Below are 21,157 nucleotides of genomic sequence, written 5' to 3' on the forward strand. Positions count from 1 at the left end.
GGGTTTCAGCGTTGTTGTCGGGTTTGATAAATAAATGGTTTTGTGGTGCTTTGAATGAATTATTTGTCGTATTTAAAGGTTTGTTTTGCGTTTCTGGCCGCGCCTTTCTTCCTTGGGAAAATTGCCGCAGAATTAAGGCTTCGGATCTTGAATCCATATTCGGAGTTGGCATGAGCTCTCACGATCGGCTTGCGAAAAATCTGCTCGGGAATCGAATCACCCGCCGCCAGGTGCTCTGGCTGTTCGGCGCCAGCGCCTTGTCCGGCTGTGCCAGTTCGCCGGTCGGCGGCGGCTCCATCCTGGTCGGCATGAGCGAGGAGGAGGAAAAGGCGGTCGATCAGAAAGTGGCGCCGCAGCAGTTCTCGCAGGATCTGGGGGCGGTACAGGACGGACCGATCAACCAGTACCTGACGGACGTGGGGCACCGCCTCGATACGAAGTCACACCGGCCGCAGATGCCTTATTCGTACCGTGTACTGAACGCCAACTACGTCAATGCCTACACCTTCCCCGGTGGGGCGATGGGGGTGACGCGCGGCATTCTGGTCGATCTCGACAATGAGGCTGAACTGGCGGCGCTGCTCGGCCATGAGCTGGGCCACGTCAATGCCCGCCACGCCGCCCAGCGTCAGGGCACGGCGATGGTGACGCAGGTGGCGATGACCGGCGTGAACATCATCGGCGCGGTGGCCGGTGTCGGCAGCCTGACCGATATCGGCACCCAACTCGGCGCCAGTGCGCTGCTCGCCAGCTATTCCCGCGATAACGAGCGCGAGGCCGATTCGCTGGGTCAGGAATACATGGTGCGCGCCGGCTACCCGGCCAGCGGTATGGTTGGTCTGCAGCAATTGCTGGTCGACCAGCAGAAAGAGTCGCCGGGCATGCTGAAGACCATGTTTTCGACCCACCCGATGAGCAGCGAACGGCGCGATACCGCGAAGCAGCTGGCCGAGAGCAAGTACGCCGCAAGCAATACCCGCGATCCCGGGCGCGACCGTTTCATGGACAACACCGCCTCCCTGCGTCGTATCAAGCCGACCATCGAAGCCTGCCAGAAGGGTGAAGTGGCGATGGCCGGCAAAGCCTATGGCAAGGCCGAGGAGCAGTTCCGCACGGCCTTGAAGGCAACGCCGCGCGACTACGCCGCCAATGTGCTGATGGCCAAGTGCCTGTCAGTTCAGGACAAGGATGGGCAAGCGATGGAGTACGCGCAGGCAGCGACCAAGATTTACCCGCAGGAAGCGCAGGCCCAGAAGATGGTCGGCATCCTGGCGCTCGGCCAGAAGGATCCGGCCAAGGCCTACGAACATCTCGATCGCTATGACCGTCTGATGCCGGGCGACGCCGGCGTCACCTTCCTCAAGGGGGTTTCGCTGGAAGGCTTGGGCCGCAAGCAGGAAGCGGCCAACCAGTACGCCGCCTATCTGAAGCGGAGCCAGAAGGGCAAGGCAGCGGAGTATTCCTACAGCCGGCTGCAAAGCTGGGGCTACGTGAAGTAGATCGGCTTATTGCGCTGAAGGGCGGTACAAGCCGCCCATTCAGTCGCCGAAACTGCGCAGGCCTTCCAGGTCGACGATGTGGATGCCGCCGTATTCGCTGCGCACCAGCCCCGCGTCCTCCAGTACCTTCAGCGCCTGATTGGCCCGCTGGCGGGATACGCCGGCCAGGTAGCCGAGTTCTTCCTGTGATATCTGCAGCAACCGGTTGGTGCCGGGGTAAAGGACTGGATTGAACAGGGCGGCCAGGCCCCGGGCGATGCGGGCATCGGTGTCGAGCATGCGCTCGTTCTCGATCATGCCGATGAACTGGCCGAGGCGCTCATTGAGCTGGGCGATCATGTAGCGGTTGAACGGAATGCTGTGGTCGAGCAGCCAGTTGAAAGTGGCGCGGTTCATGAAGGCGACCCGGGTTTCGCGCAGGGCCATGACGTCGTAGCGACGCGGCTCCTTCTTCATCAGCGAGCCTTCGCCGAACCAGCCGCCGACGCTGATGCCGGTCAGCGAGGTCGTCTTGCCGGTCGTCCAGTGGCTGGCCATCTTGCCCAGGCCGTCGATGATGCCCATCCAGTAATCGACCGGCTCGCCCTTCATGCAGATGAAGGCGCCGGGGGCGAAAGAACGCTCGATCGTGCCGGCCAGGGCGCGATCCATTTCCTCGGCCGTCAGCGACTGGCCCCAGAGGGAGGTGCGAAGCAGTTCCTCAGCGTTCTTCAATTTATTTCCTGGAATGTCTGCCGGACGACAATTATAAGCGCGGGGTGTGCATACACTGGGTCGCAACTGTGAGAGATTGTCGTGGCGCGGCGCAAGGTTTATGTAAGGCAGCGCAGCCCACAATGATTCAAACGAACGTTAGACCGCGTGCCAAAAAACGCGGCGATGAGGAGACTAAAGAATGCCCACGCAGGCGAATTTTGCCGCGGTGGATGGTTTGCATACCTTCCCGCGCTTGCTTTTTCATCACGCTCAAACGCGTCCCAATGCCCCGGCCATGCGCGAGAAATATCTCGGCATCTGGCAAACGTGGACCTGGTTGGATGTCGCCGAGCGCGTTCGCGCCCTGGCCTGTGGTCTGGCCTCGCTGGGTTTCAAGCGCGGCGACAATCTGGCGATCATCGGTGACAACCGTCCGCATCTCTACATGATGATGACCGCCGCCCAGTGCCTGGGTGGCGTGCCGGTGCCGCTCTACCAGGACGCGGTGGCCAACGAAATGCTCTTCGTGCTGCAGGATGCCGGCATCCGCTTCGTCATCGTCGAAGACCAGGAGCAGGTGGACAAGATGCTGGAAATCCAGAATCAGGTGCCGACGCTAGAACACATCGTCTATGACGACCCGCGCGGCATGCGGCATTACACCCAGCCCTTCCTGCACGACATCCATGAACTGATGGAAATGGGCCGGATTCACGACCGCAACCACACGACTTTCCTGAACGAGGAGGTCGAGCATGGACATTTCGACGATATCTCGGTGATGCTCTACACCTCGGGCACCACTGGCAAGCCGAAGGGCGTCTGCCAGACGCACGCTGCCTTCATTGCCGCCGCCCAGGGCGGGGTGCAGGTCGACAAGCTGGGCGCCGATGGCGACATCCTGTCCTACCTGCCCATGGCCTGGGTGGGCGACCACCTGTTCTCCTACGCCCAGGCGCTAGTGGCTGGTTTCACCATCAACTGCCCGGAGTCCGGCGAGACGGTGATGAGTGACCTGCGCGAAATCGGTCCGACCTGCTATTTCGCACCGCCGCGTGTATTCGAAAGCCTGCTGACTTCTGTGATGATTCGCATGGAAGATGCCGGCAAGCTCAAACAGAAAATGTTCCACCACTTCATGGCGGTGGCCAAGCGCTGCGGCTCGGATATTCTCGATGGCAAGTCGGTCGGCCTTGGCGACCGTTTGCAGTACTGGCTGGGCAATCTGCTGGTCTATGGTCCGCTGCGCAACGTGCTCGGCATGAGCCGTATCCGTGTCGCCTACACGGCCGGGGCGGCGATTGGTCCGGAACTGTTCCGCTTTTACCGTTCGATGGGCATCAACCTCAAGCAGTTTTACGGCCAGACTGAAACCTGTGCCTACGTCTGCCTGCAGCCGGATGGCGCCATCAAGTTTGACTCGGTCGGCCAGCCGGCCCCCGGCGTCGAGATCAAGATTGCCGACAACGGCGAGGTGCTGGTCAAGGGCCCGATGCTGCTCAAGGAATACTACAAGCGCCCGGACGCCACGGCCGAGTCGATCAATGCCGAGGGTTACTTCATGACCGGCGATGCTGGCTTCCTGGATGAAGACGGCCACCTGAAGATCATCGACCGCGCCAAGGATGTCGGCAAGCTGTCGAACGGCGCGATGTTTGCGCCGAACTACATCGAGAACAAGCTGAAATTCTTCCAGCACATCAAGGAAGTCGTCTGCTTCGGCCACGACCGCGACATGGTCTGTGCCTTCGTTAATATCGACGTCGGCGCGGTCGGCAACTGGGCTGAGCGGCGCGGCATCGCCTACTCGGGCTATGCCGATCTGGCCGGCAAGCCGGAAGTGCTGGAACTGATCCGCGAATGCGTCGAACAGATCAACGCCGATCTGGTGCACGACAGCATGGTGGCCGATTCGCAGATTCACCGCTTCCTGGTGCTGCACAAGGAACTCGATCCCGATGACGACGAGCTGACCCGCACGCGCAAGGTGCGTCGCAACTTCGTCGCCGAGAAATACAAGGTGCTGATCGACGCGCTCTATGAGGGCAAGGCCAATCAGTTCATCGAAACCGAGGTCAAGTTCGAAGATGGCCGGCGCGGCAAGGTGTCAGCCGATCTCAAGATCATCGATGCCAAGACCTTCCCGATCGTGAAAAAGGCAGCCTGAACATGAGCAAGAAAATAGGCGACGTCATTCTCGACCTGCAGAACATTTCCCTGCGCTTCGGTGGCGTCAAGGCGCTGACCGACATTTCCTTCGATGTCCGTCAGCACGAAATCCGCGCCATCATCGGCCCGAACGGTGCTGGCAAGAGCTCGATGCTCAACGTCATCAACGGCGTTTACCACCCGCAGGAAGGCAAGATTTTCTGGCACGGCAACGAGCGCAAGCGCATGGAGCCGCACATGGCTGCTCAGCAGAATATTGCCCGGACCTTCCAGAACATCGCCCTGTTCAAGGGCATGAGCGTGCTCGACAACATCATGACCGGGCGCATTACCAAGATGAAGGCCAACTTCATCGAGCATGCGCTGTGGTTCGGCCGGGCGCGCAGGGAGGAACTGGAGCATCGCAAGAAGGTTGAGGAAGTGATCGACTTCCTCGAGATCCAGCACATCCGCAAGACGCCGGTTGGACGTCTGCCCTACGGCCAGCAAAAGCGTGTCGAACTCGGCCGTGCGCTGGCCGCCGAGCCATCAATGCTGCTGCTCGATGAGCCGATGGCCGGCATGAACGTCGAAGAGAAACAGGACATGTGCCGTTTCATCCTCGATGTGAACGACCAGTTCGGCACCACCATCGTGCTGATTGAACACGACATGGGCGTGGTGATGGATATCTCCGACCGCGTTGTCGTGCTCGATTACGGCAAGAAGATCGGCGATGGCGTCCCTGAAGAAGTTAAGAACAACGAAGACGTCATCAAGGCGTACCTCGGTGCTGGCCATTAAGGAGCGGGCGAGATGAATTTCTTTCTTGAAGTGTTGATCGGCGGCCTGCTTTCCGGCGTCATGTATGCGCTGGTGGCCCTCGGTTTCGTGATGATCTACAAGGCGTCCGGCGTCTTCAACTTCGCTCAGGGGGCGATGGTTTATCTCGCTGCGCTGTCGGTCGTTGGTTGCATGGAGAAGGGCGCGCCGCTCTGGCTGGCGATCATCCTGGCCTTCGCGATCATGACCGCCTTCGGTATTGCCACCGAGAAGTTTGTGCTGCGCAAGCTGGTCAATCAGCCGCCGATTGCCTTGTTTATGGCGACTATCGGTCTGGCCTTCTTCATCGAAGGTCTGGCCCCGATGATTTTCGGCAGCGAGCCGCGGGCACTGGAGCTGGGTATTGTCGATGAGCCGATTCCCTGGATCCTCGACAACTGGAACATGGTGATTTCCAAGTTCGATCTGGTTGCTGCCGGTGTCGCGGCCGTCCTGGTTGCAACGCTCGCCCTGTTCTTCCAATACACCCGTGTCGGCCGCGCCCTGCGCGCCGTGGCGGATGACCACCAGGCCGCCTTGTCGATCGGCATTCCGCTGCAGCACATCTGGGCCATCGTCTGGGGTGTGGCCGGTTTCGTCGCCCTGGTTGCCGGCATGATGTGGGGCGCCCGCAACGGTGTGCAGTTTGCGCTTACTTTCACCGCACTCAAGGCCCTGCCTGTGTTGATTCTCGGTGGCTTCACCTCCGTGCCGGGGGCGATTGTCGGCGGCCTGATTATCGGCGCCTCCGAGAAACTGGCTGAAATCTACATTCCGCCGGTCATGCAGGATCTGTTCGGCGGCAACTTCGGCGGCATCGAGGGCTGGTTCCCTTATGTGCTGGCGCTGCTGTTCCTGCTGGTTCGACCGGAAGGCCTGTTCGGCGAAAAACACATTGACCGGGTTTAAGGAAATGCTGATCAAGGCACCCCCGTCATTCCCGCGAAGGCGGGAATCCATGAACTCAAGCAACTGGATCCCCGCTTTCGCGGGGATGACGAATCAGTCAGCGTTTCTCCAAGGAGAACAATAAATGCTTTATCGTGAAGCCGGTCAATTCAAGACCACCTACGCCGCCGACCAGCAGCTCTTTCCGATCCGTCAGGACCGGATCGGCGTCATCACCCTGCTCGTCGTCGCCTTTCTCGGCGTGCCGTTCTTTGCCAGCGAATACTGGTTCTCGGCCATCCTGATTCCCTTCCTGATCTTTGCGCTGGCGGCGCTCGGCCTCAATATCCTGACCGGTTATGCTGGCCAGCTATCACTAGGTTCGGCGGCCTTCATGGCGGTTGGCGCCTATGCCGCCTACAACTTCCAGTTGCGCATCGAAGGCATCCCGATTCTGGTTTCCTTCGCGCTGGCTGGCCTGACCGCAGCCGGTGTCGGCATCCTGTTCGGTCTGCCATCGCTGCGCATCAAGGGCTTCTACCTCGCGGTGGCGACACTGGCGGCCCAATTCTTCATCGTCTGGTGCCTGACCAAGTTCCCCTGGCTGTCCAACAATTCGTCTTCGGGCGTGATTTCGACGCAGCAGCTGATCTTCTTCGGCCATGAACTGAAGACACCGGTCGAGAAATACCTGCTCGTGCTCTCCATCGTCGTCGTCATGGCGCTGGCCGCCAAGAACATGGTCCGTTCGACCACGGGCCGGGCCTGGATGGCGGTGCGCGACATGGATGTGGCGGCGTCGGTGATCGGTATCAAGCTGATGCCGACCAAGCTGCTCGCCTTCGCTGTCAGTTCCTTCTACTGCGGTGTGGCCGGCGCGCTGTACGCCTTCTGCTACCTCGGTTCGGTCGAGCCGGATGGCTTCTCGCTGGAAATGTCCTTCAAGATCCTGTTCATGATCATCATCGGCGGGGTCGGTTCGATCATGGGCAGTTTCCTCGGCGCTGCCTTCATTTTGCTGCTGCCGATCTTTCTCGACATCACCCTGCCGTTCATGGCCGATCTGTTCGGCCTGCCGTTTTCCAGCGCTACCGTGTCGCACATCCAGATTACGGTGTTCGGTGCGCTGATCATGTTCTTCCTGATCGTTGAACCACACGGGCTGGCCCGTCTGTGGCAAATCGCCAAGGAGAAGCTGCGCCTGTGGCCCTTCCCGCACTAGGAGGCGACCCCGAAATGATTCTGGCGTTGTTGTGCCGCCTCGCCGTACTAAACGTACTGTCTTCGGCGGCACGCCTAGCCAGAACCGCTTTGCTTCATTCCGGGCTCACCTCCCGGTCAGTAGTTGATAACTAAAGGAGACAAAACCATGATTAAAAGCTTCAAACCTGCCCTGAGTGCCGTTGCGCTTTCCCTGGCGATGCTGTCTCAAGGTGCAGCAGCTGCCGAAGAACAGTTTTTTCCGCTGATCGACTACCGCGTCGGCCCCTATGGCTCGAACGGCCAGGCTTTCTACGGTGGTTTCATCGATTACCTCAACTACGTCAATCTGAAGGAAAAGGGCGTCAATGGCGTCCAGATGACCTACGAAGAGTGCGAAACCGAGTACAACAACGCCAAGGGCGTCGAGTGCTACGAGCGCCTGAAGGGCAAGGCCGCCAAGTCGGCCGGCCCGCTGCACACGATGTCGACCGGCATCTCCTACGCCCTGATCGACAAGTCGGCCCAGGACAAGCTGCCGCTGGCCATGATGGGTTACGGCCGCACCGACGCGGTTGATGGCTCGGTCTTCCCGTATGCCTTCCCGCTGGTCACCACCTACCAGATGCAGGCCTCGGCCATCGTCAAGTTCCTCAAGGACAAGAACGGTGGCAGCCTGGCCGGCAAGAAGATCGTTTATCTGTATCACGACTCCGCCTACGGCAAGGAAGCCATCGTCGCGCTGAATGCCGAAGCCGCGCTGAACAAGTTCGAGATGGTGCAGATTCCGGTGGCCCACCCGGGTAACGAGCAGGGCGCCCAGTGGCTGAAGATTCGCCAGGAGAAGCCTGATTTCGTCATTTTCTGGGGCTGGGGCGTGATGAACCAGACCGCATTGAAAGCCGCCCAGAAGGTTGGTTATCCGCGTGACAAGATGATCGGTTCGTGGTGGACCGGTTCAGAGGAAGACGTCGTACCGGCCGGCGATGCCGCCAAGGGCTACATGGCTGCAACCTGGAATGTCGCTGGCAAGCAGGTGCCGGTGATCGCCGACATCGAGAAGGTGGTTTACGGCGCCGGCAAGGGCAACCTGCAGGACAAGGCCAAGATCGGCACCATCCTCTACAACCGTGGTGTTTCCGCCGCCGTGCTGTCGGTTGAAGCCATCCGCAAGGGTCAGGAAAAGTACGGCAAGGGTAAGGCGCTGACGGGCGAACAGACCCGCTGGGCGCTGGAAAACCTGAATATCACCGACGCCCGCCTGAAGACCCTGGGTGCGACCGACCTGTTGCCGGAAATCAAGACCTCCTGCGACAACCACGAAGGTTCCGGCAAGGTGAAGATCCAGCAGTGGGATGGCGCCAAGTGGGTGCCGGTGTCCGGCTGGATCGAGGGTAACAAGGCGCTGATCCACCCGTTGTTCCAGGCTTCTGCCAAGCAGTACGCCAAGGAAAAGGGCATCACGCCGCGCGATTGCTCGAAAGAGAAATAAGGATGTTCCTCCCCCTTTAAGTGGGAGGTTAGGAGGGGGATGGGTTGGGCTTGCCCGATAACCCATCCCCACCCCGGCCGGAGGGCTGGCTTTGCATAGCCAGCCCGTTCAGGCGGCACAGAGCGGTGCTCTGCGAAACCCCGCCTTCACCCCCTTGAAGGGGTGGGGAGATGTAAGGACGCATATGACTACACAAACTGCCGCTGCGGCGGGCGAAAACTACCTGAGCATCAACAACATCGAGGTCATCTACGACCACGTGATTCTGGTGCTCAAGGGGGTGTCGCTGAACGTGCCGAAAGGCAAGATCGTCGCCTTGCTCGGTGCCAACGGCGCCGGCAAATCGACGACCCTGAAGGCGATCTCCAATCTCCTGCATGCCGAGCGCGGCGATGTGACCAAGGGTTCGGTCGAATACAAGGGCCAGCGCATCGACCAGCTCACCCCGAACGAGCTGGTCAAGCGCGGTGTCATCCAGGTCATGGAAGGGCGCCATTGCTTCGGCCACCTGACCATCGAGGAAAACCTGCTGACCGGCGCCTACACGCGCAGCATTTCGCGCGGCGAACTGAAGGACAGCCTGGAAAAGGTCTATCACTACTTCCCGCGCCTGAAGACGCGGCGCACTTCGCAGGCCGGCTATACCTCGGGTGGCGAGCAGCAGATGTGCGCCATCGGCCGGGCGCTGATGGCCAGGCCGGAAATGATCCTGCTCGATGAACCGTCGATGGGCCTGGCGCCGCAGATTGTTGAAGAGATTTTCGAGATTGTTAAGGATTTGAATAGTCGCGAGAACGTGAGTTTCCTGCTTGCTGAGCAGAACACCATGGTGGCGCTGAGGTATGCGGACTTCGGGTACATCCTGGAGAACGGGCGGGTGGTGATGGAGGGGGATGCGGAAGACCTGCGGACCAATGAGGATGTTAAGGAGTTCTATCTGGGGCTGAGTTCGGCCGGGAGGAAGTCCTTCAAGGACGTCAAACACTATCGTCGCCGCAAACGCTGGCTTTCGTAATGGCAGTGCGCCGCTCATGGCGGCGTTGTCGGCGGGCTTGTTTGCAAGAGCAAACGGCGCCCGCCTCCGCCTTGCCCTGAGCGACTACATTGCCATTCCGGGAGCCGCCTGGGGAGGCTCCCACGGTCAACCGGAAAAAACGGAGAAAAATGAAATGAGCTATTACGACCCGCTCGAGACCCGCGATCCGGATGAGCGCGAAGCCGATCTGATGGACAAGCTGGCACGCCAGGTGGCGCATGCCAAGGAAACGACGCATTACTATTTTCAGACGCTGGCCGGGATCAATCCCTTCGAGTGCACGACGCGCGAGGCACTGGCCAGATTGCCGCTGACCCGCAAGCGCGACCTGATCGAGCTGCAGAAAAAGACGCCGCCCTTCGGTGGCCTGAATGCGCTAGCCCGCAGCAAGGCCCGCCGGGTGTTCGCCTCGCCGGGGCCGATCTACGAACTGCAGGGCGCCGAGATGGATCACTGGCGCATGGCCCGGGCGCTCTATGCCGCCGGGTTTCGGCATGGCGACCTGATCCACAATTGCTTCTCCTACCACTTCACGCCCGGCGCCTTTATCTTCGAGGGTGGGGCACGCAAGCTGGGTTGCCCGGTCTTTCCCGGCGGTGTCGGGCAGACCGAGCAGCAAGTGCAGGCCATGGTCGATCTGAAGCCGGATGGCTATGTCGGCACGCCGTCCTTTTTGCGCATCATCGTCGAGAAGGCCGAGGAACTCGGTGCCGATATTTCCTCGCTGAAGAAAGCATTGGTGTCCGGTGAGGCGTTGCCCGGCATTACCCGCAACTGGCTGAACGAACGCGGTATCGCGGTTCGCCAGTGCTATGCGACGGCCGACATCGGCGCCATCGCCTACGAAACTGAAGCTGAGGAAGGGCTGGTCGTCGAGGAGGAGTTGCTGGTCGAAATCGTTCGTCCCGGCACCGGTGATCCGGTCGAACCCGGTGAGGTCGGCGAGGTGGTGGTGACCAGCTTCAGTCCGGATTACCCGCTGATCCGTTTCGCCACCGGCGATCTGTCGGCCATCCTGCCGGGCCGTTCGCCCTGCGGTCGCAGCAATATCCGGCTCAAGGGCTGGCTGGGCCGGGCGGATCAGACCACCAAGATCAAGGGCATGTTTGTGCATCCGGAACAGGTGGCCGAGATCGCCGTTCGGCACCCGGAAATTCATCGCATGCGGCTGGTGGTCGACAACCCCGGCGGCCAGGATCGCATGGTCCTGCACTGCGAGATCGAGGCGGGTAACGAGGTTCTGGACAAGGCGGTGGTCAGCAGCTTGCGCGAAGTGACCAAACTGCGCGGCGAAGTGGCCTTTTCGGCGCCGGGGGGCTTGCCCAACGACGGGAAGGTGATCGAAGATAGCCGGGTTTATTGATCCGGATATCTTTCATGCGAATTTTCGTGCTTGCGCTGGCCTGGCTGGCGCTCTCGGCCCAAGCCGCCGAGCCGGTTCTGCGGCCGTCGGCGCGGCTGCTGTTCAAGCAACCGGAGATGCTGAAAGCCGGGCAGTGCGTGCGTTACGAAGAGGGTGGGGCCGGCTTTATCGTCACCGAGCCGGTTTTTTACCTCAAAGGCGAAGTGATCGCGGCGGAAGTCCGGTCGCGCCACCTGGCCAAGTGCCCGGTGGTGCCCGGCAAGAATATCGAGCAATACAGCCGCGACGAATTCAACCGCCACGCCAATGCCTTCCCCTGCGTGGCGCAGGATGTGGCCGAGCGTGACGAGCAGATCGGCGTCGTTCGTGTCCGGGTCAGCGATTGGGAAACGCCGCATGCCAAGAAGGCTGAAAATGCCGGGCGGCTCTATCGCGGCATGTTCGTCGACCGGAAACTGGCCAAAGACCTGGAAATCGAGCTGGAGGCCGACCTGCTCGGCATTTGCGAGCAGTAGGCCTGCACTCGGGCGGCTGCGCCGCCCTCCCTTTGATTATTGCCGCGCTATTGATTCGTGCTGACCGCCCCGCTGGCTGCCAGCCGTTCGATTTCAGCATCGGACAAGCCTAGTTCCGACAGGATTTCGCGGCCGTGTTCCCCCAATAGCGGTGGCGGTGCCTGAATCGCTCCCGGGGTGCGCGACAAGCGAGGAGCAGGGGCGGGTTGCCTGACCCCTGCCACGTCGACGAAGGCTTCGCGAGCCACATTGTGCGGGTGCGCCGGGGCTTCCTTCATGCTCAGCACGGGCCAGACGCAATCATCGCTGTCGTCAAACAGCGCTTCCCAGTGGCTGCGAGGCTCGCGCTTGAATATTTCGACCAGCCGCTGCTGCATCACCGGCCAGCGCGTGGTGTCGTACTGCTGGCCGGTAAAGTCCGGGTCGCCGCTCAGCCCCAGCCGCTTGACAAAGGTCGCGTAGAACTGCGGTTCGAGCGGGCAAACGCTGATCCACAGGCCGTCGGCGCATTGATAGACGTCGTAGAAGGGGGCGCTCGAATCAATGGCGCACTGCCCCTCCCATTCACCCAGTGCTTCGAGATTGAACAGGCCGTGGGCGAGCACTGCCGCGCCTTCGCACATGGCGGCGTCGATGACCTGGCCCTTGCCGCTGCTCCTGGCTTCGAGCAGGGCGCAGGCAATGCCCCAGGCCAGCATCAGGCCGCCACCGCCCATGTCGCCGACCAGCGTCGGTGGCGCCCATGGGGCACCGCCGTGGCGACGCCCGGTATCGAGTACCCCGGCCAGCGCGGCGTAATTGGCGTCGTGGCCGGCCCGGGGGGCAAGCGGGCCGGTTTGGCCCCAGCCGGTCATCCGGCCATAGATCAGTCGTGGATTGAGCCCAAGGCAAACCTCCGGGCCATAGCCCAGGCGTTCCATGACGCCAGGGCGGAAGCCTTCGATCAGCACATCGGCCTCGGCGATCAGCTTGAAAACCAGGTTTTTGGCTTCCGGGTGCTTCAAGTCAATGCACAGCGATTTCTTGCCGCGATTGGCCACCGCCTTGCGCCCACCGCCAAACAATTGTGAGGCAAAGGTGCCGCCGGCCCTTTCGAGCAGGGTGACCTCCGCGCCCATGTCGGCGAGCAGCATGCCGCAGAAGGGGCCGGGGCCGATGCCGGCGAATTCGACCACCTTGATGCCGGCCAGGGGGCCGCGTGCTTTTGTTTTCGATGAGTTTTGCATGGTATCCGGGGACTGTTCGTGAAGAGTTTGTCTGGGTGGCAGCCCGCATTATCGGGCCTCATGTGTTCTCCCGAAAAGCCCTGTTGATCGGCCATCGGGCGTGACGCTGGCCGCTTGATCAGGCACACTCTGCCGGTATGCCAAGCCGATCAGGCAAAGGATCCACGCTGATGAACAAGAATGTCGACGAACTGCTGGTGCGAATTCGCAGCTTGCAGGACGAACTGGAAGAGGAATACCGCCGGACGCGCGACGAGTGGTCGCAGAAGAAACAGGAACTGGCCGATGAGTTTCTTCGCCAGCAGCGCCGCTACAAGACCGGCCTTTTCCGTTTCCTGCTGCGGACGCGCTTCCTGGTCGCCCTGACGGCACCGGTAATCTATCTCGGCTGGATACCGTTTTTGCTGATGGACCTGTTTGTCAGCCTTTATCAGGCAGTCTGTTTTCCAATCTACCGGATTCCCAGGGTGCGGCGGGCCGACTATCTGGTTTTTGATCGCGAAGATCTGCCCTACCTGAACATCATCGAGAAATTCAACTGTTTCTATTGCTCATACGGCAACGGGGTGGCGGCCTATACGCGGGAAGTCGCCGCGCGGACCGAGCAATACTGGTGCCCGATCAAGCACGCCCGGCGCGTCAAGGCTGCACATGATCGCTATCCGAATTTCTTCGATTATGGCGATGCCGAGGCGTTCCAGCAGGGCTTGAACCGGCTGCGCAAACAATACGACGACCCCGGGAAGTAGCGGGCCACGGTCCGCTCAGGGTTCGATGACGCTGACTTCAAACTCGAATGCGTGGTCGCCGCCCTGGTGCCAGGACTGCCCGAAACCGATCCGGCCATTGCCGGTCAGTGTCGCCATTTCTTTTCTGATCAGAATCTCCGGTGCGTCGGTCGTCGTGACGTAGGTGCCGTTCGTGCTCAGATCAACCAGCACGTAGTTGCCCAGGCGATAAATGATCCGGCAATGCTGCCGCGAGGCTTTCGGGCAATTGATCGCGATGTCGCTGGCCGGATCCCGGCCAATGGTCAGTAGCGAGCGATCGGTAGTGAAGCGGAGGACACGTTCGCCCTGGCGAATGATGATTCCATTGTGCGGTGTATCGGGGTCGGCTTCGGCGCTGCTTTTGGGGGGAGCCGCCCGCAACATGGGGAGTGAATTCCAGTCGACGGCATAAGCCGGTATTTCGGAGCCTTCGTTAACTACCGCCACCGTTTTTTCGCGCAAGCTGACGGGTAGCGCTTCGGCCACACTTTCCGAAATCACGATGCTGGCCTCGTCAAGCAGCGAAGAGAGCTTGGAGGCGGTCGCTTCGGCTGGATCGACGGGGCCGGTTGAAATTCTTCTGGTTACTGACAGATGAATGCCAATCTTGAGCGCGATCTGGGTATCGGCAATCTGCGGAATCACGGCGCAACGCCGCTGCATTTCGCAAGCCCCTAACAAGGCAGCCTCGGCCGTTTCGAAAGAGGCCAGCAGACTCTGCGGCATCTGCCTGATCAGTGCGCCGCCATGCGCTGCCAACACTCTTTCCAGCCGTTTCAGGCGGCGGCGAAACAGCTTGCCGAGCAAACTCGCGTCGAGTTCCGAGGCTTGCCCCGAAATCTCGTGTACGGCGCCATGCACCAGATAGGCTGCGCCGGGCGCCTGGCGGGCGAAGCTTTTCGGTTTGTTAGAGGGAGTCGTCTGATTCTGCATTGTTTTCTGTTTGCCTGAATTCAGGCTGGCGGAGGCTGCCAATGCTCAGGCATGTTCATGGTTGGGCTGTGCATTTCAAATGCGCTGTCATCAGGATGGATACGGATTGACAAGGGCATAGGAAGCTTAGCACTCCACACCTGTGTATTTGCAAAATTTTGTACTTTTGTTGAAAAATAGGTAGCCAAGAGGCTTGCACCGGGCAGCTGTGTCTCGGCTGAGCGCCGGGCTGCAGTCGGGGCACGCATGGCGCATGCCCCGGGATGTTTCGCTGCTTCTAGCCTTTTCTGCCGAACAGGCCGCGCACGGCTTCCTGCAGATCGGCCGGCAGGACGACGACCTTGGCGTTGTCCTTCTCGCCCATGCGTTCCAGCGCAGCAATGTATTTTTCGCCGAGCATGTAGGACATCGGGCCGGTCTGGTCGCCGATGGCCGCCGTGATGCGGCGGATTGCCTCGGCCGAGGCTTCGGCCAGCATGACCTGGGCGTTAGCGTCGCGCTTGGCCGACTCCAGTCGGGCTTCGGCTTCGAGAATGGCCGATTGCTTGGCGCCTTCCGAGCGGGTGACGACGGCCTTGCGCTCGCGCTCGGCGGCGGCCTGCATTTCCATCGCCTTCTGCATCGACTGCGAGGGCTTGATATCCTGGATTTCGACCGACTTGACGGTCAGGCCCCAATCGACGGCTTCGTCGGCGATGCTTTCGCGCAGCCGGGCCTTGATCTTGTCGCGCGACGAGAGCGCCTCGTCGAGCTCCATTTCGCCGACGATGGAACGCAGCGTGGTCATGATCAGGTTGCGGATCGCTTCCGAGAAATCGGTCACGCCATAAACCGCCTTGACCGGGTCGGTCACCTTGATGAAGGCGATGGCATTGGTCAGGATCACCGCGTTGTCGCGGGTGATCACCTCCTGCTCCTGGACGTCGAGGATGATGTCCTTGGTCACCAGTTGGTAGGCGATCTTGTCGAGGTAGGGAATGACGATGTTGAGGCCCGGCTTCAGCGTGCCGTGGTACTTGCCGAGCCGTTCGACGATCCACTCCTCGCCCTGCGGCACGATGCGCACGCCCTTGGCGATGGTGACGATGACAAAGACCAGAATGGCCAGCGTGACGATAAATCCTGCGTTCAAGTCCATTTTTGCTTCCTTTAAGCCTTGCTGACTTTGACGAAACTGCCTTCAACAGAGGTCACCTTGACCCGTTCACCGGCAGCGATGGCAGCATCCGACAGGCAAACCCATTCCTCGGAGCCGAGGATTGGTCGCTGAAAACGTACCTTGCCGCGCTCGAAAGGGGCAACGGCGCTGACCAGCAGGCCGATTTCGCCGATGGCCTCGCCGTCGGCCGTACCCGAGCGGGTCTTGATGAAACTCTGTTTGAAGACGCGGAACCACAGCACGACCATGGCCAGCGAGGCCAGCGTCCAGGTTGCCAACTGGGCGGTCAGTGAAAGGTCGAAGGCCAGCGCCAGAAGCCCGACGAGCAGGGCACCCAGGCCGAACCAGACGATGAAGAACGAGGGGATGACGAGCTCGGCAAGAACCAGCACGATGCCGCCGACAACCCAGTGCCACCATTCAGGATGCATGTATTTCTCCTTGTTCCGGCGAGTATTTAGGGTTTGCGTGACAGGGTCAAGGTGGAATGCGGTTTTTGCCTGTTTTTTGGCTCATCGCCTCTTATGATTCTTTTATGACTTTCGTCGTGATGCGAACGGACTATGAATTTGTCCTGTTTTTGTCGTGCCGGTGTAACAGAATGCATCAACAATCTGTGTCTTCATTCATCTGTTGGCGGAAACCGGTGTTCCGATCCATATTTCTTGCTATTTCGTGAAAACACCTAACGCGTCAGTCCGGGAAAAACACAAAACCAGGGGGCGGTGGGTGTATTTTCGACAGCAAGCGCCGAGTCACGTCAAGCGGGGTGGCACGCTCGATCCTTTCGATAAAGCCGGAGGGCTATCCATCAGATATCTGGCTCCATTGTTGATTGCCTTGTCGGCATCGGTCACAGAGTGTCCGGCCGTCGACCGCGCACCAAGCCGCCATTGGGAAAACTGTGCGAATGTTCCCGGACTCTATGATTCGGGGCAACAGGTATGCGATGCCAGAACGAAACTTATCAACTGGCAATGGCCTCTAATCTTCGAGCCCGGCAGTGGTGACCCCTTAATTGGTTACGCTTTTTGTAAGGCGCAGCGACCATCGGGGACAATCGATACCATGGCTTATCCCCGGTACAGAAACTTCTGTCCCGCAGGGTATCTGGGAATTGGCTACCTTGGAGAAACAGACAATTGCACCACCAGTGGCGCCAGTTATTACCCTGCAGGCTATTCGGGATACGACGTCATTTGTCGGCGCAGTGACAGCCAGCCAGACTTCGAAAAAAATCAAGGGCCGATGAATTGTGTGGGCAATCCAATCAATCCCGGTTTCCAGAATAAATATGAAGCCCAAGCCGATTATGAGCATGGCGGAACGCATCTTTCACTGAAACGCTCGTATAACAGTCGGGCCGTTGCCATGGAGAGGAGCAAAGGCTCATACAACGGCTCGTATGGGGTACCGTTGCTCTCCGGGAGCATTGGCACCAACTGGCGTAGCAGCCATTCTCTCTTCCTTAAGATTTTTCAAGGAGGGGGCATAAGCACTGTCTCTGTCGCCCGTCCCGACGGACGGGCGGTGTTTTTCAATCTATCGGGTAATGCTTGGCTGCCTGAAGCCGATATCTCTGATCGAATCCTCGAAGTCAAAGACGTGAACGGGGTCCGTTCAGGCTGGCGATACTTTGTCGCTGCTGACAACTCGGTTGAAACCTACGGTGATACGGGCAACCTTCTAGCTGTCACTGATCGCTCCGGTCAAACCCTGAGTCTAATTTACGATCTGCCAGATAGTGCAGGTGGGGACAATAACGCCAACACCCTTGACGTGGTCGCTGATCCATTTGGTCGAAGGTTGGTTTTTAGCCACGATACGCAAAATCGCCTTTCTACTGTCATTACTCCAAGCAGCAGTTCGATTTCGTACATTTATGATGCAAAAGGCAATCTCGCATCGGTGATCTACCCGGATGGCAAGACCAAGACCTATCACTACAACGAGTCGGCCTACACCAGTGGAGCCGACCTTCCGAATGCGCTGACGGGGATCACCGACGAGAACAGTGTGCGTTATGCCACATACCGGTACGATACCCAAGGCCGGGCCATTTCCACTGGTCACACCGAAGGTGCTGATCTTCACACCGTGGCCTACGGCGCCAACAGCGCCACGGTCACCGACCCTCTAGGTTCCCAGCGGGTCTATAGCTTCCAGACGATTCTGGGCGTTGTCAAAAGCACCGGCGTTTCCCAGCCCGGCGGCAGTGGCTGCGGCGCGGCGAGCAGCAACCTCACCTACGACACCAACGGCAACGTCGCCACGCGCACCGACTTCAACGGCAATACCACCGCCTACACCTACGACCTGACCCGCAATCTCGAAACCCAGCGGATCGAAGCCGCCGGCAAACCCGAAGCGCGGACCATTTCCACCCAGTGGCACGCCACCTGGCGCCAGCCCGCCCAGCGCGCCGAACCCAAGAAACGCACCACCTGGGTCTATAACGGTGACGGCGGCGCCTACTGCGCCCCGACCACGGCCACCGTCCCCAGCCTCAATGGCGGCACCCAGCCCATCGGCGTCGTCTGTTCCAAGACCGAACAAGCCACCACCGATGAAACCGGCACATCCGGTCTTGCTGCCACGACTACCGGTGCGCCCCGCACCTGGCGCTACACCTACAACGCCTTTGGCCAAGTCCTCACTGCCGACGGCCCGCGCACCGACGTGGCCGATGTCACCTCCACCACGTACTACGCCGCCGACGACCCCGACCTCGGCAAACGCGGCAACATCGCCACCGTCACCAACCCCCTCGGTCATCTCACCCGCTACACCGCCTACGACCTCAACGGCCGGCCGCTGTCGATCACCGACCCCAATGGCACCGTCACCACGCTGAGCTACACCCCGCGCGGCTGGCTCAAGACGCGCAGCGTGGCCGGCCAGACCACCACCTACGACTACACCCCCTGGGGCGGCCTTGCCCAAGTCAGCTACCCCGACGGCAGCGGCATCAGCTACACCCACGACGCCGCCCACCGTCTCACCGCGATCGTCGACAGCGCCGGGCGGGGCGTGCACTACACCCTCGACCCCGCCGGCCACCGCCTCCAGGAAGACTACCGCAACGCCGACGGCTCACCGGCCCGGCAAGTCAGCCGCATCTTCGACGCCCTCGGTCGCCTGAAAGACGAAATCGAAGGCAACAGTCCGCCGCACACCCTCGGCTACACCGCCAACGGCGAACCGCGCTACCGCATCACCGCCAAGGGCGACACCACCACCGACGACATCGACCCCCTGGGCCGCCCGGTCAAGCGCACCGATCCCGAGAACGGCAGCGCCCAGCCCACCCTCATGGCCTATGACCGCCTCGACCAGCTCACCCGGCTGACCGCTCCGAACGGCGCCGTCACCGCCTTTGACATCGATGGCCTGGGCAACGTCTGGAAAGAAAGCTCAGCCGACCGCGGCAGTGTGGACAGCACCTTCGATGCCGCCGGCAATGTGCTAACCAGAAAGGATGCCCGAGGGCTGACCGTCACCACCACTTATGACGCTCTCAACCGGCCGACCCAAATCACCACCAGTAGCGGCAAGACCCAGAGCCTGAGTTGGGACACCAGCTGCGCCAACGGCATCGGCCGGCTGTGCCAGAAAACCGACGGGGCGGGCAGCACGACCTATTCGTATGACACACGAGGCAATCTGACCAGCGAAACGCGCAGCGAAGGCGGGCGCAGCTTCACCACCACTTACGCCCACAACACCGCCGACCGCCCCACCGACGTCATCGCCCCGACCGGCGAAACCCTTATCCCGACGCTCGACCCCGGCGGCAAGACCCAAGCCCTGAGCGCCACCGGAGCAGGCACGACCACGGCTATCGCCAGCGCCATCGCCTATAGCGCCACCGGGCAAATCACCGCCCAGCAACTCGGCCTGACCTGGCTGACGGTGAACTACGACAGCGCCGGGCGGGTGGACAGCGAAACCGCCACCGTCCAGGCCGAACCTTCATCCAACGGCGATGTGCCATTGCCCGGCTGGGCCTTGGCCGTGCTCGGTGCCACCCTGTTCGGCCTGACCCGGCGCCGGCTGGCCGGGGCAACGCTTTCCCTGTTCGCCGCGTGCATTCTGACGCTCTTTCTGGGCACGCCTCCCGCCGCCCAAGCCGCCGACCTCGATCTCGACTACGACGCCAACGGCAACGTCATCAGCAAGACCACGGCCAGCGGCACGACGAACTACACCTACGACAAACTCGACCGCCTCGACACCGAGGCCGGCCCACCCGGCAACCGTGACCACGCCTACGACCCCAACGGCAATCGGACGAGTGACGGGGCCGGCACCACGGCGACCTTTACCCCCAACACCGACCGGGTGGCGACCATCAACGGGGTCAGCGTCACGCTGGACGCGGCCGGCAACCTGACCGCTGACGGCACGTACAAATATGTCTGGGACGACTTCGGTGATCTGACTGAACTACGCAAGGCCGACAACACGCTACTCGCTACCTACTACTACGATGACCGCCACCGGCGCACCCGCAAGGTGACCACCGCCGCCGCCCCGCAAGGGGCGACGACGACCTTCTACATTTACCTGCCGGACGGCCGGTTGCTCGCCGAGATGGGCGGATCAGGCGAAGCCCTGATGACCTACGTCTGGAACGGCGACATACTCACCGGGATCATTGTCCATCAACCGCAACGCACGGTATATACCGTGCAGGTCGACCATCTGGGCACGCCCTATCAGGTACGGACGATCGAAGGCAAGATCGTCTGGCGCTGGGAACCGGATGGCTATGGGCGAACCGCACCGAACGAGGATGTGGATGGGGACGGGAAGAAGCTGACGCTGAACGTTCGGTTCCCGGGGCAATACTTCGACAGGGAATCGGGGCTGCATTACAACTGGCATCGGTATTACAGTCCGAAGATCGGCTACATCAGTCCGGACCCGATTGGGATTGCTGGGGGCATGAATTTGTACAGCTATGTCGGGGGGAATCCGGTGAACGCATATGATCCGGACGGATTGCGACAATCACTACCGAATGCACCCCAAGGACATCCTGGCTATGTTCCACCGGTATCAGGTTCTCCATGCGTCGCACAAGCGTTTCTGAGCAACTACGCCGATATGCGTGACGCCAATACTATCGGCGCGGATAAGTACTTTCATTGCAAGGCAAATTGCGAGGCCACCCGGTGCGGCCAATCAGGCGACGATCAAGCATGCTTCATCTCAGATGCACGAGAATGGGCGGACCAAAATATAAAAGGCGACCCTGCGAGTGCTTCCGCTGCAGATCAGGTTGCGAATCAGTTTGGTAGGAAAAATGCAAATAGCTCTGGAACATGCTCGCAGGTCTGCACTCCATTTCGGCCAAACGGCCTGCCAGCAAGATACTGAGGGAACCTAAATGAATAGAAAAATGGGA

The 21,157-nt window shown here is 60.5% G+C and carries 16 protein-coding genes; 11 read left to right on the forward strand and 5 right to left on the reverse strand.

What is annotated here, in order from left to right; genetic code table 11:
- The first annotated feature begins 170 nt into the window (after positions 1-170).
- A complete protein-coding gene (locus KI617_RS01290; protein WP_226449933.1) occupies positions 171-1,499 on the forward strand; it encodes a M48 family metalloprotease in 1,329 nt (442 codons plus the stop codon).
- Between the two features lie 39 nt (positions 1,500-1,538).
- Here the strand turns inward: KI617_RS01290 and KI617_RS01295 are convergent, their stop codons facing one another.
- A complete protein-coding gene (locus tag KI617_RS01295; protein ID WP_226449935.1) occupies positions 1,539-2,213 on the reverse strand; it encodes a Crp/Fnr family transcriptional regulator in 675 nt (224 codons plus the stop codon).
- Between the two features lie 181 nt (positions 2,214-2,394).
- Here KI617_RS01295 and KI617_RS01300 point away from each other — a divergent pair, with 181 nt between their 5' ends.
- The 8 genes from KI617_RS01300 to KI617_RS01335 all read left to right on the forward strand — a co-directional run bounded on the left by KI617_RS01300 (position 2,395) and on the right by KI617_RS01335 (position 11,659).
- Complete coding sequence (locus tag KI617_RS01300; protein ID WP_226449937.1) at positions 2,395-4,362, forward strand: AMP-dependent synthetase/ligase; 1,968 nt, start codon at positions 2,395-2,397, stop codon at positions 4,360-4,362.
- A 2-nt stretch (positions 4,363-4,364) separates the two neighbouring features.
- Positions 4,365-5,147 carry an ABC transporter ATP-binding protein gene (locus KI617_RS01305; RefSeq protein ID WP_226449939.1) on the forward strand — a complete coding sequence of 261 codons (783 nt, stop codon included), beginning with the start codon at positions 4,365-4,367 and terminating at the stop codon, positions 5,145-5,147.
- A 12-nt stretch (positions 5,148-5,159) separates the two neighbouring features.
- A complete protein-coding gene (locus tag KI617_RS01310) occupies positions 5,160-6,074 on the forward strand; it encodes a branched-chain amino acid ABC transporter permease (protein ID WP_226449941.1) in 915 nt (304 codons plus the stop codon).
- Positions 6,075-6,198: 124 nt separating this feature from the next.
- Complete coding sequence (locus KI617_RS01315; protein ID WP_226449943.1) at positions 6,199-7,275, forward strand: branched-chain amino acid ABC transporter permease; 1,077 nt, start codon at positions 6,199-6,201, stop codon at positions 7,273-7,275.
- A 147-nt stretch (positions 7,276-7,422) separates the two neighbouring features.
- A complete protein-coding gene (locus tag KI617_RS01320; protein ID WP_226449945.1) occupies positions 7,423-8,745 on the forward strand; it encodes an ABC transporter substrate-binding protein in 1,323 nt (440 codons plus the stop codon).
- A 184-nt stretch (positions 8,746-8,929) separates the two neighbouring features.
- The gene (locus tag KI617_RS01325) at positions 8,930-9,760 is read left to right on the forward strand and encodes an ABC transporter ATP-binding protein (RefSeq protein ID WP_226449947.1); all 831 of its coding nucleotides are present in this window, start codon (positions 8,930-8,932) and stop codon (positions 9,758-9,760) included.
- Positions 9,761-9,914: 154 nt separating this feature from the next.
- Positions 9,915-11,144, forward strand: a complete 1,230-nt coding sequence (locus KI617_RS01330; RefSeq protein ID WP_226449949.1) for a phenylacetate--CoA ligase family protein — start codon at positions 9,915-9,917, stop codon at positions 11,142-11,144.
- 14 nt (positions 11,145-11,158) lie between these two features.
- Positions 11,159-11,659: a hypothetical protein gene (locus KI617_RS01335; RefSeq protein WP_226449951.1), complete on the forward strand. Its 501-nt coding sequence runs from the start codon at positions 11,159-11,161 to the stop codon at positions 11,657-11,659.
- 47 nt (positions 11,660-11,706) lie between these two features.
- Here the strand turns inward: KI617_RS01335 and KI617_RS01340 are convergent, their stop codons facing one another.
- Positions 11,707-12,885 carry a CaiB/BaiF CoA transferase family protein gene (locus tag KI617_RS01340; RefSeq protein ID WP_226449953.1) on the reverse strand — a complete coding sequence of 393 codons (1,179 nt, stop codon included), beginning with the start codon at positions 12,883-12,885 and terminating at the stop codon, positions 11,707-11,709.
- A 170-nt stretch (positions 12,886-13,055) separates the two neighbouring features.
- Between KI617_RS01340 and KI617_RS01345 the strand changes: the two genes are divergently transcribed.
- Positions 13,056-13,634, forward strand: coding sequence for a hypothetical protein (locus tag KI617_RS01345; protein WP_226449954.1), 579 nt, complete (start codon positions 13,056-13,058; stop codon positions 13,632-13,634).
- A 15-nt stretch (positions 13,635-13,649) separates the two neighbouring features.
- Here KI617_RS01345 and KI617_RS01350 read toward each other — a convergent pair whose 3' ends face one another.
- From KI617_RS01350 to KI617_RS01360, 3 genes are all read right to left on the reverse strand, one after another.
- Complete coding sequence (locus KI617_RS01350; RefSeq protein WP_226449956.1) at positions 13,650-14,588, reverse strand: FHA domain-containing protein; 939 nt, start codon at positions 14,586-14,588, stop codon at positions 13,650-13,652.
- Between the two features lie 277 nt (positions 14,589-14,865).
- Positions 14,866-15,726 (reverse strand): SPFH domain-containing protein, encoded by an 861-nt coding sequence (locus KI617_RS01355; protein WP_226449958.1) that lies wholly within the window; start codon positions 15,724-15,726, stop codon positions 14,866-14,868.
- Between the two features lie 11 nt (positions 15,727-15,737).
- Positions 15,738-16,178 carry an NfeD family protein gene (locus tag KI617_RS01360; RefSeq protein WP_226449960.1) on the reverse strand — a complete coding sequence of 147 codons (441 nt, stop codon included), beginning with the start codon at positions 16,176-16,178 and terminating at the stop codon, positions 15,738-15,740.
- Between the two features lie 1,477 nt (positions 16,179-17,655).
- On the opposite strand from KI617_RS01360, the gene KI617_RS01365 reads away from it, so the two are divergent.
- A complete protein-coding gene (locus KI617_RS01365) occupies positions 17,656-21,129 on the forward strand; it encodes an RHS repeat-associated core domain-containing protein (protein ID WP_404826806.1) in 3,474 nt (1,157 codons plus the stop codon).
- The last annotated feature ends 28 nt before the right edge of the window (positions 21,130-21,157 follow it).

The sequence above is a fragment of the Ferribacterium limneticum genome, from assembly GCF_020510625.1.
Taxonomy (GTDB): Bacteria; Pseudomonadota; Gammaproteobacteria; order Burkholderiales; family Rhodocyclaceae; genus Azonexus; species Azonexus limneticus_A.

Bases quoted from the DNA above. Each gene is read 5' to 3' on its own strand.
- KI617_RS01325 (WP_226449947.1), top strand. From the start codon at position 8,930: ATGACTACACAAACTGCCGCTGCGGCGGGCGAAAACTACCTGAGCATC.
- KI617_RS01335 (WP_226449951.1), top strand. From the start codon at position 11,159: ATGCGAATTTTCGTGCTTGCGCTGGCCTGGCTGGCGCTCTCGGCCCAA.
- KI617_RS01315 (WP_226449943.1), top strand. From the start codon at position 6,199: ATGCTTTATCGTGAAGCCGGTCAATTCAAGACCACCTACGCCGCCGAC.
- KI617_RS01310 (WP_226449941.1), top strand. From the start codon at position 5,160: ATGAATTTCTTTCTTGAAGTGTTGATCGGCGGCCTGCTTTCCGGCGTC.
- KI617_RS01305 (WP_226449939.1), top strand. From the start codon at position 4,365: ATGAGCAAGAAAATAGGCGACGTCATTCTCGACCTGCAGAACATTTCC.
- KI617_RS01320 (WP_226449945.1), top strand. From the start codon at position 7,423: ATGATTAAAAGCTTCAAACCTGCCCTGAGTGCCGTTGCGCTTTCCCTG.
- KI617_RS01360 (WP_226449960.1), bottom strand. From the start codon at position 16,178: ATGCATCCTGAATGGTGGCACTGGGTTGTCGGCGGCATCGTGCTGGTT.
- KI617_RS01300 (WP_226449937.1), top strand. From the start codon at position 2,395: ATGCCCACGCAGGCGAATTTTGCCGCGGTGGATGGTTTGCATACCTTC.
- KI617_RS01330 (WP_226449949.1), top strand. From the start codon at position 9,915: ATGAGCTATTACGACCCGCTCGAGACCCGCGATCCGGATGAGCGCGAA.
- KI617_RS01345 (WP_226449954.1), top strand. From the start codon at position 13,056: ATGAACAAGAATGTCGACGAACTGCTGGTGCGAATTCGCAGCTTGCAG.
- KI617_RS01350 (WP_226449956.1), bottom strand. From the start codon at position 14,588: ATGCAGAATCAGACGACTCCCTCTAACAAACCGAAAAGCTTCGCCCGC.
- KI617_RS01355 (WP_226449958.1), bottom strand. From the start codon at position 15,726: ATGGACTTGAACGCAGGATTTATCGTCACGCTGGCCATTCTGGTCTTT.
- KI617_RS01340 (WP_226449953.1), bottom strand. From the start codon at position 12,885: ATGCAAAACTCATCGAAAACAAAAGCACGCGGCCCCCTGGCCGGCATC.
- KI617_RS01290 (WP_226449933.1), top strand. From the start codon at position 171: ATGAGCTCTCACGATCGGCTTGCGAAAAATCTGCTCGGGAATCGAATC.